Origin of the sequence: Corallococcus sp. Z5C101001 (assembly GCF_007352635.1) — a bacterium.
Taxonomy (GTDB): Bacteria; Myxococcota; Myxococcia; order Myxococcales; family Myxococcaceae; genus Corallococcus; species Corallococcus silvisoli.
The window spans coordinates 1-16,359 of record NZ_VKLU01000004.1 but is presented as its reverse complement, the minus strand read 5'-3'; the positions used below and the strand labels follow the sequence as shown (position 1 = coordinate 16,359).

Below are 16,359 nucleotides of genomic sequence, written 5' to 3'. Positions count from 1 at the left end.
CCTCCCGGGCCTCCTTCCCTCCGGCTCCCCCCTTCATGGCCGCTCGATTCTCCGATGACGAGGTGGTGCAGGCGACCGGCGCGACCCGTCGCGGGGACGCCGTCCCCGCGGGGTTTCCCGACGTCTGCACCGACACGCGGTCGCTCACCCCGGGGTGCCTCTTCGTGGCGCTCCAGGGCGAGCGCTTCGACGCCCACGACTTCGTGGACGGCGCCATGCGACAGGGGGCCGCCGGGGCGGTGGTGAAGCGGGGCCGGGCGCTGCCCGCCCTTCCCCAGGGCTACCCGCTCTTCGAGGTCGACGACACCCTGGCCGCGCTGGGCGGGCTGGGCGCGCTGCACCGCCGCCGCTTCCACATCCCGGTGGCGGCGGTGGGGGGCTCCAACGGGAAGACGACCACCAAGGAGATGGTGGGCGCCATCCTGGCCACGCGGGGCCCCGCGCTGAAGACGGAGGGTAACTTCAACAACGAGGTGGGCGTCCCGCTCACGCTCTTCCGGCTGGAGCCGTCCCACGTGGCGGCCGTCATCGAAGTGGGGATGAACCAGCCCGGCGAAATCGAGAGGCTCACCCGCAAGGTGCAGCCGGACGCGGGGGTCATCACCGTCGTCCAGCCGGAGCACCTGGAGGGCCTGGGCAGCCTGGAGGGCGTGGCGGAGGCGGAGGGCGAGCTGTTCCGCGAGATGCTCCCGCAGGCCACCGCGGTGGTGAACATCGACGACGCGCACATCGTGCATCAGGCCGCGCGCAGCGGGGCGAAGCACCTCACGTTCGGCCGCGCGGAGGGCGCCGACGTGCGCCTCACCGCGGTGCACACGCTGGGGCGCGACGGGATGGTGGCCACGGTGCGCTACGCCCAGAAGGACTGGCCGGTGCGCCTGCACTTCGTGGGGCCGCACAACGCGCAGAACGCGACGGCGGCGTTCGCGACGGCGCTGGCCCTGGGCTACTCCCCCGAGGAGTGCGTGAAGGGCCTGGAGTCCGCGCGGCCGTACGCGCGCAGGCTCAACATCCTGGACGGCCGCAACGGCGTCACGGTGGTGGACGACTGCTACAACGCCAACCCCGCTTCCATGGAGGCGGCGCTGGTCACGCTGGGCACGCTGGTGCCCGAGGGCGGCCGGGCGGTGGCGGTGCTGGGCGACATGTTGGAGTTGGGCGCGGGTGAGGCGGAGGAGCATGCCCGGTTGGGTGAGCTCGTCCGGACGCACGCGTCGCTGGTCGCGTTCTTCGGTCCCCGGTCCTCGGGCGGCCATGGGAGCGCGGCCATGGGAGATTCCGCCGCCCACTTCACCGAAGTGGAGCCCCTGGTGGCGTGGTTGACGCCCCGGCTCCACCCCGGTGACGTGGTGTTGGTGAAGGCCAGTCGCGGCATGCGGCTGGAGCGCGTGGTGGCCGCCCTCACGGGCGCGGCCCCCCCCGGAGGGAGTCACTAGTGCTGTACCTTCTGTACGAGCTCATCCAGAACACCGAGGCCGGGCGCGTCCTCAACTTCCTGCGCTACCCGACCTTCCGCATCATCGCCGCGGGCGTCTTCGCCCTGCTCCTGGGGATGGTCATTGGCCCGCGCCTCATCGCGCGGCTGCGCCTGAAGCAGCACGGGCAGAGCAACGTGCGCGAGGACACCCCGGACTCGCACCAGAAGAAGAAGGGCACGCCCACCATGGGCGGCGCGCTCATCCTCATCTGCATCGCGGCGGGCACGCTCCTGTTCGCGGACCTGAAGAGCCGCGGCGTCTGGGTGATGATCCTCCTCACCTTCGGCTACGGCTTCATCGGCTTCCTGGACGACTGGCTCAAGCTGTCCAAGCGCAACTCCAAGGGCCTGGCCGGGCGCAAGAAGATGCTGCTGCAGACGGCCTTCTTCCTCATCGCCGTCTTCGGCCTGATGTGCACGTGGACCCTGCCGGACGGCTCCTTCGGGCCCAAGCTGCTCATCGACACGCGGCTCACGCTGCCGTTCGTGCCGTCCCATTGGTTCAACCCGGACCTGGGCTGGTTCTACGTGGTGTTCGCGTGGGTGGTCATCGTGGGGACGTCCAACGCGGTGAACCTCACGGACGGCCTGGACGGTCTGGCCATCGTGCCCACCATCGTCTCGGCGGTGACGTTCTGCGTGCTCTGCTACGTGGCGGGCACCACGCTGCACATCGCGGACACGGAGACGGTGAACGGCGTCACCCGGCTCACAGCCACGCCGCTGTACCGCTACCTGGGCATCCTCCAGGTGCCGGGCGGCGCGGAGCTGGCCGTCTTCTGCGCCAGCATCGTGGGCGCGGGCATCTCCTTTCTCTGGTTCAACACCTACCCGGCGTCCGTGTTCATGGGCGACATCGGCTCGCTGGCCCTGGGCGGCGCGCTGGGCGGGCTGGCCGTGTTCTCGAAGAACGAGGTCGTCTCTGCCATCATCCACGGCATCTTCTTCGCCGAAGCGCTGAGCGTGATGATCCAGGTGGCCTCGTACAAGATGACGGGCAAGCGCGTGTTCAAGATGGCGCCCGTGCACCACCACTTCGAGCTCAAGGGCTTGGCCGAGCCGAAGATCATCGTGCGTTTCTGGATTGTCGCCATCCTCTGTGGTGGCGTGGCCCTGCTGTCGCTGAAACTGCGCTAGTCGCTTCGAAGAGGTCGGCCCACCCATGAGCACGTCGCTGTCCGGTCGGAAGGTCGCGGTGTTCGGGCTGGCCAAGAGTGGCGTCGCGGCGCTGCGCCTGCTCGTCCAGCACGGGGCGAAGGTGACGGCGCTGGACGCGCGCTCCGAGGACGCGCTCGGCGACGTGGCGAAGGAGCTGCACGCGAAGGGCGTGACGCTGGTGACGGGCGCCACGCCCCCGGGGCTGCTCACCCGCCAGGACCTGGTGGTGGTGAGCCCGGGCGTGCCGCTGTCGCTGCCGGAGCTGGAGAGCGCGCGCACGTCGGGGGTCCCCATCTGGGGGGAGATTGAGCTCGCGGCGCGCATGCTGGAGGGCACGCGCCTGCTGGGCATCACCGGCACCAACGGCAAGAGCACCACCACGGCGCTCACCGGCGAGCTGTACGCGAAGGGCGGCCTGCGCACCTTCGTGGGCGGCAACCTGGGCCGCCCGCTGGCGGAGGCCGCGATGGTGCCCGGGGACTGGGACGCGCTGGTGGTGGAGCTGTCCAGCTTCCAGCTGGAGGGCATCCACACGCTCAAGCCCACCGGCGCGGCCATCCTCAACCTCACGCCGGACCACCTGGACCGCTACGCCAACCCCGCCGAGTACGGCGCGGCCAAGGCGCGCATCTTCATGAACCAGGGCGGCGCCAGCGACTTCGCCGTGGTGAACGCGGACGACGCGGCGGTGATGGAGTTGGCCGCTTCCGCGCGCGTGCCCGTGTACGGCTTCAGCCTCACCGGCCACCCGGTGGTGGGCATGCCCCGGCTGGCGGGGCTCGCGGTGTCCCGGCCCGGCGGCTTCCAGCTGGAGTTCGCCGGCGAGGACTACACGCTCACCAACCGCGCGCTCCGGGGCGCGCACAACGCGCAGAACGCGATGGCGGCGGCGCTGCTGGCGCGGCTGGGCGGCGTGTCGAAGGACGCGGTGCAGGCGGGGCTGGACAGCTACCCGGGCCTGGCGCACCGGCTGGAGAGCGTGCGCGTGCTGGACGGCGTGGAGTGGGTGAACGACTCCAAGGCCACCAACGTGGACTCCGTGCTGGTGGCGCTCAAGGCGTTCGCGGGCGGCGTGTGGCTCATCGCGGGCGGCAAGGGCAAGGGCGCGCCGTACGCGCCCATGGTGGAGGCGGGGCGGGGGAAGGTGAAGGGCGTGCTCACCATTGGCCAGGACGCGGACACGCTGGCGCGGGCGTACGCGAACGACGCGCCGGTGCACGCGTGCGGCGCGCTGGACGCGGCGGTGGCGAAGGCGCGCCAGCTGGCGGAGGCGGGGGACACGGTGCTGCTGTCCCCGGCGTGCGCGTCGTACGACCAGTTCAAGAACTTCGAGGACCGGGGCGACACGTTCAAGCGCCTCGTCGGGGCGCTCTGACCGTGATGAAGACCTCTGCTCCGGCCGCCCCCGTGCGGTTCGACCCCATCCTGCTGTGCGCGGTGCTGGCGCTGGTGTCGCTGGGCCTCGTGATGACGTACTCGGCCAGCGCGGTGCTGGCGCAGGACAAGCTGGGGGACAGCCTCTATTTCCTCAAGCGCCAGCTGTCCGCCGCGGGCCTGGGCCTGGTGGCCATGGCGGTGGCGATGAAGCTGGGGTGGCGGAAGCTGGCGCGGCTGGCGTACCCGCTCCTGCTCGTCGCCATCGTGCTGCTGGTCGCGGTGGCCATCCCGGGCATCGGCACCACGGCGGGCGGCGCGCGGCGGTGGATCCGCCTGCCGGGCTTCAGCCTCCAGCCCGCGGAGATCGCCAAGTTCGCGTGGCTCGTCTACCTGTCCTATTCGCTCGCGAAGAAGCGGGAGAAGGTGGCCACGTTCTCCATCGGGTTCCTGCCGCACCTGGCCCTGTGCGGCATCCTGGTGCTGCTGTGCATGCTCCAGCCGGACTTCGGCAGCAGCGTGCTGCTGGTGTTCATGCTCTTCGTGCTGCTGTTCGCGGCGGGGACGAAGCTCTCGTACCTGGTGGGCTCCGTGCTGCTCGCGCTGCCGCTGGCGTTCGTCGCCATCGCGACCAGCCCCTACCGCATGAAGCGCATCCTGGCGTTCCTGGACCCGTGGGCCCACCGGCACGACGTGGGCTACCAGGTGGCGGAGTCGCTCATGTCCATCGGCTCGGGCGGCATCACCGGCCTGGGGCTGGGGGACGGCCGGCAGAAGCTGTTCTTCCTCCCGGAGGCGCACACGGACTTCATCTTCTCCATCCTGGGGGAGGAGCTGGGCCTCATCGGCGTGGGCCTGCTCGTCGCGCTGTACGGCGTCGTGCTCTGGCGCGGCATCCGCGCCAGCCTCGCGGCGGGGGAGACGTTCGGCACGTACCTGGGCCTGGGCATCAGCTCCATCATCGCGTTCCAGGCCACGGTGAACATGTGCGTGGCCATGGGCCTGCTGCCCACGAAGGGCCTGACGCTGCCGTTCGTGTCGTACGGCGGCACGTCGCTGGTGGTGCTGATGGGGTCCGCGGGGGTGTTGCTCTCGTTGAGCGCGAACACCCAGGGCGCGTCGCGGCCGGTGCGCGCGGGCTCCTCCGACCTGCGCGAGGTGGCGGCGTGAAGGTCCTCATCGCGGGCGGCGGCACGGGCGGCCACTTGTTTCCGGGCATCGCGCTGGCCGAAGAGGTCGTCACGCGCCACCCGAACAACGAGGTCGTCTTCGTGGGCACGGAGCGGGGGCTGGAGGCCCGCGTGGTGCCCAAGGAGGGCTACCCGCTGGAGTTCGTGAAGGTGCAGGGGCTCAAGGGCAAGGGCGTGGTCGGGCTCCTCAAGGGCCTCATCGCGCTGCCGCTGGCGTTCCTGGCGTCGTTCCGCATCCTGTCGCGCCAGAAGCCGGACGTGGTGGTGGGCGTGGGCGGTTACGCGAGCGGGCCGGTGGTGCTGGCCGCGTGGCTGATGGGCATCCCCACCGCCATCCAGGAGCAGAACGCGCTGCCCGGCCTCACCAACAAGATCCTGGGCCGCATCGTGAAGGTCGTCTTCACCTCCTTCGAGGAAGCGCGCAATCACTTCCCGGAGGCCAAGGTGCAGATGATTGGCAACCCCATCCGCAAGAAGCTGATGGACAACTACCTGCGCAGCAGCGCCGCGCACGAGAAGTTCTCCGTCCTCGTCTTTGGCGGCAGCCTGGGCGCGCGCGGCGTCAACACCCGCGTGCTGGACGCGCTGGACGCGCTGGGGGATGTGAAGGAGCAGATCTCCATCGTCCACCAGACGGGGAAGCTGGACCTGGAGACGGTGCGGAAGGGCTACGCGGACAAGGGCTTCGCGGACGTGGCCACGGTGGTGGAGTTCATCGACGACATGTCCTCCGCGTACGCGAAGGCGGACCTGGTCATCTGCCGCGCGGGCGCCACGTCGTTGGCGGAGCTGACGGTGTGCAAGAAGCCCAGCATCCTGGTGCCCTTCCCGCACGCGACGGACAACCACCAGGAAGTGAATGCCCGCGCGCTGGTGGACGCGGGCGCGGCGGTGATGTTCCGCGAGTCGGAGCTCACCGGGCAGAAGCTGGCGGAGACGCTGCGCGGGCTGATGACGGACCCGGCGAAGCTCAAGCAGATGGCGAAGAAGGCGGGCATCCTGGGCCGCCCCGCCGCGGCGAAGGAGCTGGCGGACGTGTGCGTGGACCTGACCACCCAGGCCTGGGGCCCGGGCGGTCGCGACCGCGGACCGAAGGACGTGAAGAAGGCACCCGGGAGCAAGGCATGAACAAGTCCCTCACCCACAAGCCCGGCAGCCTCTTCAAGACGCGCCACGCGGCGCACGTGCACTTCGTGGGCGTGGGCGGCATCGGCATGAGCGGCATCGCGGAGGTGCTGCTCAACCTGGGCTACCGCGTGTCCGGCTCCGACCTGCGCGAGAGCGACATCACCCGCAGGCTCGCGAAGCTGGGCGCCACGCTCTACGAAGGCCACCGCGCGTCCAACCTGGTGCACGCGGACGTGGTGGTCATCTCCTCCGCGGTGCGCAAGGACAACCCGGAGGTGGTGACGGCGCGCCAGCGCAAGATTCCGGTCATCCCGCGCGCGGAGATGCTCGCGGAGTTGATGCGCCTGAAGTACGCGGTCGCCGTCGCGGGCAGCCACGGCAAGACGACGACCACGTCCATGGTGGCCACGGTGCTGTCGGCGGCGGGCCTGGACCCCACGGCGGTGGTGGGCGGCAAGGTGAACGTGCTCGACTCCAACGCCAAGCTGGGCAAGAGCGAGCTGATGGTGGTGGAGGCGGACGAGTCCGACGGCAGCTTCCTCAAGCTGCACCCGTCCATCGCGGTCGTGACCAACATCGACCCGGAGCACATGGACCACTATGGCGACCTGGAGACGCTCCAGTCCGCCTTCGTGGAGTTCTGCAACCGCGTCCCCTTCTACGGCCTCAACGTGCTGTGCCTGGACAACCCCAACGTCCAGGCGCTGCTGCCGCGCATCGAGAAGCGCTTCGTCACCTACGGCAGCTCGCACATGGCGGACTACCGGCTGGAGGGCATCTCGCTGGATGGCTTCACCACCACCTTCCGCGCCTTCCGCCGCGAGGAGGACCTGGGCGAGTTCCGCGTCCGGATGGTGGGCGCGCACAACGCCTTCAACGCGCTGGCGGTGGTGGCCATCGCGGAGGAGATGGACATCCCGCTGGAGACGGTGCGCTCCGCGCTGGCGGAGTTCGGCGGCGTGCAGCGCCGCTTCACCGTGCGCGGCGAGGTGGGCGGCATCACCGTGGTGGATGACTACGGGCACCACCCCACGGAGGTGATGGCCACGCTGTCGGGCGCGCGCCGCGCCTTCGGCCGCCGCGTGGTGGCCGCCTTCCAGCCGCACCGTTACACGCGCACGCACGACCTGATGAAGGAGTTCGCCACCGCGTTCAACGACGCGGACGTGCTCTTCGTCACCAGCGTCTACGCGGCGGGCGAGGAGCCCATCCCCGGCGCCACCGGCGACGCGCTGGCGGAGGCCATCCGTGCGCACGGCCACCGCGACGTGACGTTCATCGAGAAGCGCGCGGACGTGGCGAAGGCGCTCCAGGAGCGCGTGCGCGAGGGCGACCTGGTGCTGACGCTGGGCGCGGGCGACATCACCCAGGTGGGCCCGGACCTCTTGAACCTGATGGGCGCGGCGAAGGGCGGGTAGGGGATGGAGGCGGGCGCTGTCACTCTGCTCGCGGCGCGCGTGGCGCGCATGCCGGGCCTGGACGTCAAGCCGGGGGAGCCCCTGGCGCCACTCATCAGCGTGCGCGTGGGAGGTCCGGCGGAGGCCCTGGTGCGTCCGCGCTCGCCGGACGCGCTGGTGGACCTGCTGCGCTTCGCCCGCGACGAGGGCGTGCCCGTGACGGTGCTGGGCGGCGGCGCCAACACGCTGGTGGGCGACGGCGGCGTGCCGGGGCTCACCGTGAAGCTGCCCTCGGACTTGTTTCCGGAGGCGCTGGACGTGGGCGCGGACGACGGGCGGGTGACGCTGGGCACCGGCGCGGCCATCGCCCGCCTGGTGAACGTGATGCGGGCCCAGGGCCTGGTGGGCGCGGAGTTCCTCGCGGGCATCCCCGGCACCCTGGGCGGCGCCGTCACCATGAACGCGGGCACCAAGAACGGCGAGTGCTTCCGCGTGGTGGAGGCCCTCGAGGTCGCCACCGCGGACGGCGTGGGGTGGTTGACGAAGGCGCAGGTCCCGTACGCCTACCGCCATGCCACGCTGCCCCCCGGAGGGATCGTCACCCGCGTGCGCTTCCACCTGCCCAAGGGCGATGTCGTGGCCAGCAAGGCGACCATGGACGCGGACCTGGGCTACCGCAAGCGCACGCAGCCCTTGAGCCAGCCCAACTTCGGCAGCGTGTTCACCAACCCGCCGGGCGACCACGCCGGGCGGCTGATTGAACTCGTCGGCCTGAAGGGGCACACGCTGGGACGCGCGCAGGTGTCCACCCTGCACGCCAATTGGATCGTCAACCTGGGCGGCGCCGCCGCCCGCGACGTGAAGGGCCTCATCACCCTGATGCAGACGCGGGTGCTGGAGGCCACGGGCGTCGCCATGCACCCCGAAGTCAAGAGCATCGGAGTCTTCCTTCCATGAGCATCGGTCCCCGAGGCTTCACCCCGGCCGAGTTGAAGGCCAAGCGCGTGGGCGTGCTGTACGGCGGCCTCTCCAGCGAGCGCGAGGTCTCCCTGCGCACCGGCGCCGCGGTGGCGGGCGCGCTCCGGGGCCTGGGCTACGACGTGGTGGACATCGACGTGGGCAAGGACCTGCCCGCGCGCCTCATCGCGGAGAAGGTGGACGTGGCGTGGCTCGCGCTGCACGGCCGCTTCGGTGAGGACGGCTGCATCCAGGGCCTGCTGGAGGCCATGTTCATCCCCTACACCGGCAGCGGCGTGATGGCCTCCGCGGTGGGCATGGACAAGGTGTACGCGAAGGAGATCTTCGTCGCGCGCGGCATCCCCACGCCGCCCTACCGCGCCTTCGCCACGGCGGAGGCCGCGCTCGCGGAGGCGGACCGGCTGCCGTTCCCCTTCCCGGTGGTGGTGAAGCCCAGCCGCGAGGGCAGCAGCGTGGGCGTGCACATCTGCAAGACGCGCGGGGACTACACCGCCGCGGTCGAGGACGCGGCGCGGTACGCGGGCACGCTCCTGGTGGAGCAGTTCATCAAGGGCCGCGAGGTCCAGGGCGGCGTGCTGGACAACGAGGCCCTGGGCGTCATCGAGGTCAAGGCCGCTCGCGAGTTCTACGACTACGAAGCGAAGTACAAGGCGGGCAGCGGCACCCAGTACCTCTTCCCCGCGCCGCTGCCGCCGGACCTGTACGCGCGCGTCAACGCCGTCTCCCTCGCCGCGCACCAGGCCCTGGGGTGCGCGGGCGGGTCGCGCTCGGACGTCATCGTCACGGACGCGGGCGACGTGTTCCTGCTGGAGATCAACACGCTGCCCGGCATGACGGCTTCCAGCCTGTTGCCGAAGATCGCGGCGGGGCGGGGCATCGACTTCCCGGCCCTCTGCGAGCGGCTGTTGCAGGGCGCTTCGCTCAAGGCCTGAGCCTCGCCGCACCGGCGCTTCGCGCACTCGCGGTGACGCGCGGATGGCGCGGCGACGGGATGGTCGGGAGGCCCAGGCCCCTTCACCTGCCCGGGGAGGCCCGGCTCACCGTCAAGCGAGCCGGGCCCAGGGTCACGGGCTCCGGAAGGTGTCGAGCGAGGGGCAGTAGGTGGCGTACCCGTGACCGGTGAGGGCGCCGTTCTCGTAGGTGCCGTTCACGTCGAAGGCCACGAAGTGCGAGGCGGGAGGGGCGCCCGCCTTGGCGCAGGTGGGGCAGAGCGAGGCCGCCACCGGGGTGAAGGTGAGGCTCGTGCTGTGGATGAAGGGCACCGAGGGGAGCAGCACGCCCTCGAAGTCGACCAGCGTCGCGGCCGGCTCGCCCGCCGCGGAGCCTGTCTGCGGCGTCGCGTCCACCGGCACCTTCACCGAGTAGACGTTGACGAGCTGAGGCGGGAGGTCCGAGACCTCGGACGGGCACTCACCCGGCGCGCCGTTGTTGAGCTCGATCCACAGCTCCCACGGGTCCCCGGGCTTCGCGGGCTCGTCATAACCGAAGTAGGCGTTGGTCAAGGTTCGCGACGTGCCATCCAGTCGGATCGTGGCCGCCGTCTCCTTGCAGGTACCCTCGCAGACGGTGAACGGTTCGGTCCCGGTGCCCGCGTCGGGCGTGGTGCCCGCGTCGGATTCGGTACCAGCGTCGGGCGTGGTGCCCGCGTCGGATTCGGTACCAGCGTCGGACTCGGTACCAGCGTCGGGTGTGGTGCCCGCGTCGGACTCAGTGCCCGCGTCGGATTCGGTGCCAGAGTCGGGCGTGGTTCCCGCGTCGGACCCGGTGCCGGAGTCGGGCGTGGTGCCCGCGTCGGGCTCGGTGCCTGCGTCGTTCTCGGTCCCTCCGTCGGACCCGGTGCCAGAGTCGGGCTCGGTGCCCGCGTCCAGATGGGTGCCTGCATCCGCCTTGGTGCCTGCGTCCAGGCCCGCGTCCGGTGTCGGATCGTCGGTGTCGGAGCCACAGCCGGAGAATGCGGAAACAGTGGTGAGAGAGATAACCAGTAGGGAGAGAATCGAGCGTTGCAGGTTCATGCCGCGGATTGTCACGGGTTCGTTGCGCGGATGCGAGCCGAACCGACACCCTGCGTCATGAACGAGGCTCGTTCCTCTGGCGACGCCCGTCACACCGTGCCGTCCGGCCACCTGCCGAAGCGCTCCCGCGCGGTGCATGTCCGGTCGCGGGAGTCCAAACGCACGCCTCGCACCGCCCGCATGCGGTGGGCCTCCTGCGTGAAATACCCGCATCCTCATTCAGACGTTCCCACTTCCATGGAAGCCCAGGCCTCCTCGCGAAGCGGCCCGCGGAAGCGGTCACGCGCGTTTAATCCGCAAGAACTGGCGTGACCGCCGTCTTTCTACGGCATCCACTCCAAGGCCTCGCAGGGGCGTGCGGAATCTCCAGCCGACGGTGACTCAGGCCGTAGGCGTTCGTCGCCCATGGAGGCGTGGAAAAGCAGCAACTCTTGAGGGCACAAGTCAGAGAACCCTGCCCATTCAGGAAGAGATGGCCCAACATCCAATCCGGGGGTGGTAAATACCCCAGCCTCTCTCCAGACCCGAGATGACGCGCGTGAAGAGCCCGAGTGGCAGCGAAGAACGGGGCCTGGTCGGGCCCGCGGGTGTGAGCGTCGAGAGCGCCCTCGTCAGCACCGCGAGGGCGGTCCCCTGGAAGTTCAAGGGGGGCGAGTACGAGTGTCCGCCGCACCCTTCACGAGCCCTCTGCGAAGCGAGAAGCCCCGCACCCGATGAGCGGGCCGGGTTCGCTACAGCGACGTGCCTGTAGCCAAAAACTGGCGTGGTTCGAAGTCCGCACGCAGCATGCGCCTCCCGACTCATGGCCTTTGGAAAAACCAAGAACCGCCGCCGCCTGGACGCCGCACCGCGCAACGACGCGGTGAAGGGCGCCGTCCGTTCGCACGGGGCGATGGTGGTGAAGGCGTTGGGGTTGGCGGTGGCGACGGCGGGGCTCATCTGGGGCGGCAGCGAGCTGCGGGCCTGGGCAGTGGTGTCGCCTCGCTTCGCGCTGGAGTCGGTGTCCTTCTCCGGGTTGGAGCGGGCCTCGCGCCCGGAGCTCTTGAAGCTGTCGGGGCTGACGGCGGGGCAGAACCTGTGGACGCTGGACCCGGCGGCGCTGGCGCGGTCCATGGGGCAGCACCCCTGGGTGCGCAAGGTGGAGGTGACGCGGCGGTTTCCGCGCGGAGTGTCCGTGGAGGTGTCGGAGCACGCACCCGCGGCGCTGGCGGTGCTGGGCGACCTGTACGTGCTGGACGAGGAGGGCGAGCCCTTCAAGCGCGTCACCCCGGGGGACGGGCTGGACCTGCCGCTCGTCACCGGCGTGGAGCGCGACGCGTACGTGGCGGACGCGGACTCGGTGCGCGCGAAGTTTCGCGAGGCACTGGATGTAACCCGAGCTTATGCGCGGCTGTCGCCCGGGCGATCCGAGCGGCTGTCCGAGGTTCGCCTGGAGAACAGCGGACTTGCGCTGGTGACGGCGACGGGGCAGGAGGTGCGCCTTGGCGCGGGCGATACGGAAGTCAAGCTCCAGCGGCTGGCGCGCGTTCGTCGCGAGCTCAGCACGAGAGGGCTTGCAGCCGCGATCATTCGCCTGGATAACCGTGCCCGACCGGGTTGGGTGGCGGTGAGGCTTTCGAGTGGGTCCGACTCCGAGAGGAGCGGGGACTCGACGCAGTGAGGATGCTTCCTTCACGAAAGTGAGGGAGCCTGGGAGGAGTCATGGCGAAGCAGAAGTCGGGGGAGATCATCGTCGGCCTCGACATCGGCACGACGAAGATCTGCGCCATCGTCGGCGAGCTGACCGATAGCGGTATCGACATCATCGGTATCGGCACGCATCCGTCGAAGGGATTGCGCAAGGGCGTCGTGGTCAACATCGAGGCCACGGTGTCGTCCATCCGGCGCGCCGTGGAGGAAGCCGAATTGATGGCCGGGGCGGAGATCTCCCACGTCTACACGGGGATCGCCGGTGGCCACATCAAGGGCTTCAACTCCCAGGGCATCGTCGCGGTGAAGGACAAGGAGGTCCGCGACGCGGACATCGCGCGCGTCATCGACGCGGCGAAGGCGGTGGCCATCCCCCTGGACCGGGAGGTCATCCACGTCCTGCCCCAGGAGTTCATCATCGACGACCAGGGCGGCATCAAGGAGCCCCTGGGCATGGCCGGCGTGCGCCTGGAGGCCAAGGTGCACATCGTCACGGGCGCCGTCTCCAGCGCGCAGAACATCGTCAAGTGCGCCAACCGCACGGGCCTGAACGTCTCCGACATCGTGCTCCAGCCGCTGGCTTCGGCCGAAGCGGTGCTGAGCGAGGACGAGAAGGAGCTGGGCGTGTGCCTCGTCGACATCGGCGGCGGCACCACGGACATCGCCATCTTCTCCGGCGGTTCCATCGTCCACACGGCGGTGATTGCCCTGGGCGGCAACAACCTGACGAGCGACATCGCCATTGGCCTGCGCACCCCCGCGCACGAAGCCGAGCGCATCAAGCAGAAGTACGGCTGCGCGCTCGCGTCGATGATCAACAAGGACGAGACGATCGAGGTGCCCAGCGTGGGCGGCCGTCAGCCGCGCGTCCTGGGCCGGCAGATCCTCTCGGAGATCCTGGAGCCGCGCGTGGAGGAGATCTTCCAGCTCGTGCACCGTGAAATCCAGAAGTGCGGCTACGAGGATCTGCTCGCCTCGGGCATCGTCATCACCGGCGGCTCGACGCTGCTGGCGGGCATGCCGGAGCTGGCGGAAGAGGTGCTGGGTCTGCCGGTGCGCCGGGGCATGCCGCGCGGCATTGGCGGCCTGGTGGACGTGGTGAAGAGCCCCATGTACGCCACGGGCGTGGGCCTGGTGGTCTACGGCGCCAAGCACATGGACCGGCGCATGTTCCGCATCCGCGAGGACGGCAACGTCTACAAGAAGGTGAAGGGCCGGATGCGCGAGTGGCTGGAAGAGATCTTCTAGGCGGATCCGGTGCGGTGACGCGCTGAGTCGGGGCTCCCTTCGGGGGGCCCTTTCGCGTTTCTGGGGCCGGTGTCCGTGTCCGGGGGCGGACCTGACGCGTCAGGTAGGGACGATGACGCGTCAGCGGGGGACGCCGGAATGGTCCAGTTTCTGGAATTTGGATCCACCTTCCGGACGTCGGCCGTAGGCACGGCGAGCGAGCGGCGCAAGTGCCTGAATTTGGTGGGAATGGAAATCCGACAGAGGATGGCGCCCGGCTTGCTAGGGGGCTGTGGCCCCCAGAACGCATCCCGCCGTTCCCGGTGGGCCTCTGACCTTATGACTCCACAAAAAACTACGCGGTTGCTGACGCGCCTGCCGGGAGTTCGCCGCTCCGCCGCGGGCCTCCTGGCCTTGCTGTGCGCCGTGCTGATGGCGCCCCCCGCGTCCGCGGAACCCGACACCTTCGGCCTGGGAAATGGCCACAACGGCGCGCTGACGGTCGCCGCGGGCAACGCGGTCACCATCAACACGTACGCGCGGCTGACCGCGAACGCGGCCGCGGGCTCGTCGTTCGTGACGGTGGGTGACACGACGGGCTTCGCCGTCGGTGACCTGGTGATGGTGTTCCAGTCCACTGGCTACACAGGGACGGTGACCTCCGGCAACCAGGGGCCGTTCGACTTCTCGTCGGACCCGGTGGGCCGCTGGCAGTTCGCGCGCGTGACGGCGCTGACGGCCACCCGGCTCACCTTCGGTTCGCCCCTCACGGTGGCATTCACGGGTGGCACGTTGGCCAGTCGCACCTCGGCGCAGGCCATCCGGGTTCCTGAGTACACGACGGTGACGGTCGATGCGGGCGGCAGCATCACGGCGAAGGGTTGGTCCAACGATGCCGACGAGACGGACAACCTGGGTGGCCTCGTGGTGTTCCTGGCGCAGGGCGCGGTCACCAACAACGGAACCATCTCCGCCAATGGCGCGGGCTTCCGCGGTGGTGGGTACTTCAACGGGGACGGTGACAACTGCACGCAACTCGACCAGGCGTGGCCGGGCGGCGCCATCAAGGGCGAGGGAGTCGTGCCGGGCCGCTTCAAGCTCTCGCCGACCTTCCCGGTGCCTGCGGGCACGGCGGGCCGCGGCAACATCCTCAACGCGGGCGGCGGCGGCATCTGCCACAACTCCGGCGGCGGCGGTGGTGGCAACGGCGGACAGGGTGGCATCGGAGGCCGGACGTGGACGGGTGACACCGCCCCGGCGCGCCCGGTGGGTGGCCTCGGTGGCGCGAAGATGAACTTCCTCCCGACGACGCGCGTGCTCTTTGGCGGTGGCGGCGGTTCGGGGCACGGCAACGACGGCGTGGGCGGCGGCGGCGGCAACGCGGGCGGCATCGTGTTCATCCGTGGCGGTTCGCTGGCGGGTGCGGGTCGCATCAGCGCGGACGGTTCAGCGGGTGTGAACTCCCAGAACGACGCGGCGGGTGGCGGTGGTGCGGGTGGCACGCTGTCGCTGCGGTTCAATGGCGGGCTGAGCTGCAACACCGGCAACGTCTCCGCGAAGGGTGGCAACGGCGGTAGCAGCAGCGCTGATGAGCACGGCACGGGCGGCGCTGGCGGCGGCGGCAACATCTTCCTCCAGGGCGCGACCCTCAACTGCACGACCACGCCCGCCACGGCGACCTCCGGGGGCCTTCCGGGGACGCAGGCGCTCGCGACTTCAATCTATGACGGTGCGACGTACGGGGCGGCGGCTGGCAACGTCGGCGTCGTCAACACGCTCACGTCCGCGCTGACCACGCCCGCGGCGCCGGTCGTCGTCACGCCGGCCAACGGCTCGACCACGTCCAACCGGACGCCCGCCTTCACCGGTACGGGCCCGGCGAACACGACCATCGTCGTCATCGTGGACAACGTGGAGATTGGCCGGACGACGTCCGATGCCTCGGGCAACTGGACCTTCACGCCCACCGCGCAGCTCACCGTCGCGGCCCACTCCGTGTACGCGTACGCGGAGACCAACGGCCAGGCGAGCACCAAGAGCAACACGAACACCTTCACGATCGTGGCGGCGCCGACGGTGGCCATCACCGCTCCGGCCAACGCCTCCACGGTGACCAACCCCAACAACGTGACGGTGACGGGCACGGCCGCGAACGCGACCTCCGTGACGCTCACTGTCAATGGCACCACCACCTACGGTCCCATCACGGTGACGGGCGGCGCCTGGAGCCAGGTCCTGGCCCCCAGCCCGCTGCCCAATGGCACCTACACGTTGTCCGCGGTGTCTCGGAACGCCGCGGGTGACACCAGCGCCGCGGCGACCTCCACCTTCACGGTGGCCGGGCCGACGGTGGCCATCACGACGCCGGCCAATGGCTCGACCGTGACGAACCCGAACGTGACGGTGACGGGAACGACGGCGAACGCGACGAGCGTGACGGTGACGTTCCAGGGGACGAACTACGGTCCCATCACGGTGGATGCCTCTGGCAACTGGAGCCAGGCGCTGCCCGGCCCGCTGGCCAACGGCAACTACACGGTGACGGCGGTGTCCCGGAACGCCGCGGGCAACACGGGCAACACGGCGACGACCACCTTCACGGTGGCTGTCGCGACGCCGACGGTGGCCATCACCACGCCGGCCAACGGCGCCACGGTGACGAACCCGAACGTGACGGTGACGGGCACGGCGACGAACGCGACGAGCGTGACGGTGACGTTCCAGGGCAC

The 16,359-nt window shown here is 70.1% G+C and carries 12 protein-coding genes; 11 read left to right on the top strand and 1 reads right to left on the bottom strand.

Annotation, left to right across the window (positions count from 1 at the left end; genetic code table 11):
• The first annotated feature begins 35 nt into the window (after positions 1 to 35).
• From murF to FOF48_RS08600, 8 genes are read left to right on the top strand one after another with little or no spacing between them, the layout of a single operon-like run.
• On the top strand, positions 36 to 1,436 hold the full coding sequence (murF, locus tag FOF48_RS08635; protein ID WP_143899854.1) for a UDP-N-acetylmuramoyl-tripeptide--D-alanyl-D-alanine ligase: 1,401 nt from the start codon (positions 36 to 38) through the stop codon (positions 1,434 to 1,436).
• Positions 1,436 to 2,614 (top strand): phospho-N-acetylmuramoyl-pentapeptide-transferase, encoded by a 1,179-nt coding sequence (gene mraY, locus FOF48_RS08630; RefSeq protein ID WP_143899852.1) that lies wholly within the window; start codon positions 1,436 to 1,438, stop codon positions 2,612 to 2,614. The genes murF and mraY overlap by 1 nt, the downstream gene beginning before the upstream one ends.
• Before the next feature lie 25 nt (positions 2,615 to 2,639).
• A complete protein-coding gene (gene murD, locus FOF48_RS08625) occupies positions 2,640 to 4,010 on the top strand; it encodes a UDP-N-acetylmuramoyl-L-alanine--D-glutamate ligase (protein WP_143899850.1) in 1,371 nt (456 codons plus the stop codon).
• 5 nt (positions 4,011 to 4,015) lie between these two features.
• Positions 4,016 to 5,179: a putative lipid II flippase FtsW gene (gene ftsW, locus FOF48_RS08620; protein WP_143899848.1), complete on the top strand. Its 1,164-nt coding sequence runs from the start codon at positions 4,016 to 4,018 to the stop codon at positions 5,177 to 5,179.
• On the top strand, positions 5,176 to 6,327 hold the full coding sequence (murG, locus tag FOF48_RS08615) for an undecaprenyldiphospho-muramoylpentapeptide beta-N-acetylglucosaminyltransferase (protein WP_143899846.1): 1,152 nt from the start codon (positions 5,176 to 5,178) through the stop codon (positions 6,325 to 6,327). Before ftsW ends, murG begins: the two co-directional genes overlap by 4 nt.
• A complete protein-coding gene (gene murC / locus FOF48_RS08610; protein ID WP_143899843.1) occupies positions 6,324 to 7,745 on the top strand; it encodes a UDP-N-acetylmuramate--L-alanine ligase in 1,422 nt (473 codons plus the stop codon). The genes murG and murC overlap by 4 nt, the downstream gene beginning before the upstream one ends.
• Positions 7,746 to 7,748: 3 nt before the next feature.
• On the top strand, positions 7,749 to 8,681 hold the full coding sequence (gene murB / locus FOF48_RS08605) for a UDP-N-acetylmuramate dehydrogenase (RefSeq protein ID WP_143899841.1): 933 nt from the start codon (positions 7,749 to 7,751) through the stop codon (positions 8,679 to 8,681).
• Positions 8,678 to 9,634: a D-alanine--D-alanine ligase gene (locus tag FOF48_RS08600; RefSeq protein ID WP_143899839.1), complete on the top strand. Its 957-nt coding sequence runs from the start codon at positions 8,678 to 8,680 to the stop codon at positions 9,632 to 9,634. The genes murB and FOF48_RS08600 overlap by 4 nt, the downstream gene beginning before the upstream one ends.
• A 132-nt stretch (positions 9,635 to 9,766) precedes the next feature.
• Here the strand turns inward: FOF48_RS08600 and FOF48_RS37510 are convergent, their stop codons facing one another.
• Positions 9,767 to 10,714, bottom strand: coding sequence for a hypothetical protein (locus tag FOF48_RS37510; protein ID WP_186001836.1), 948 nt, complete (start codon positions 10,712 to 10,714; stop codon positions 9,767 to 9,769).
• Positions 10,715 to 11,516: 802 nt separating this feature from the next.
• Here FOF48_RS37510 and FOF48_RS08590 point away from each other — a divergent pair.
• From FOF48_RS08590 to FOF48_RS37505, 3 genes are all read left to right on the top strand, one after another.
• Positions 11,517 to 12,374: a cell division protein FtsQ/DivIB gene (locus FOF48_RS08590; RefSeq protein ID WP_143899837.1), complete on the top strand. Its 858-nt coding sequence runs from the start codon at positions 11,517 to 11,519 to the stop codon at positions 12,372 to 12,374.
• 41 nt (positions 12,375 to 12,415) lie between these two features.
• Complete coding sequence (gene ftsA / locus FOF48_RS08585; RefSeq protein ID WP_014398878.1) at positions 12,416 to 13,651, top strand: cell division protein FtsA; 1,236 nt, start codon at positions 12,416 to 12,418, stop codon at positions 13,649 to 13,651.
• 342 nt (positions 13,652 to 13,993) lie between these two features.
• Positions 13,994 to 16,359: Ig-like domain-containing protein (locus tag FOF48_RS37505; RefSeq protein ID WP_304503204.1), on the top strand; the 2,366-nt coding region annotated here is incomplete at its 3' end.

Excerpts from the sequence above, each read along its gene's own strand:
- murD (WP_143899850.1), top strand. The coding sequence starts at position 2,640 with ATGAGCACGTCGCTGTCCGGTCGGAAGGTCGCGGTGTTCGGGCTGGCC.
- FOF48_RS37510 (WP_186001836.1), bottom strand. The coding sequence starts at position 10,714 with ATGAACCTGCAACGCTCGATTCTCTCCCTACTGGTTATCTCTCTCACC.
- ftsA (WP_014398878.1), top strand. The coding sequence starts at position 12,416 with ATGGCGAAGCAGAAGTCGGGGGAGATCATCGTCGGCCTCGACATCGGC.
- ftsW (WP_143899848.1), top strand. The coding sequence starts at position 4,016 with ATGAAGACCTCTGCTCCGGCCGCCCCCGTGCGGTTCGACCCCATCCTG.
- murB (WP_143899841.1), top strand. The coding sequence starts at position 7,749 with ATGGAGGCGGGCGCTGTCACTCTGCTCGCGGCGCGCGTGGCGCGCATG.
- murC (WP_143899843.1), top strand. The coding sequence starts at position 6,324 with ATGAACAAGTCCCTCACCCACAAGCCCGGCAGCCTCTTCAAGACGCGC.
- murF (WP_143899854.1), top strand. The coding sequence starts at position 36 with ATGGCCGCTCGATTCTCCGATGACGAGGTGGTGCAGGCGACCGGCGCG.
- FOF48_RS08590 (WP_143899837.1), top strand. The coding sequence starts at position 11,517 with ATGGCCTTTGGAAAAACCAAGAACCGCCGCCGCCTGGACGCCGCACCG.
- FOF48_RS08600 (WP_143899839.1), top strand. The coding sequence starts at position 8,678 with ATGAGCATCGGTCCCCGAGGCTTCACCCCGGCCGAGTTGAAGGCCAAG.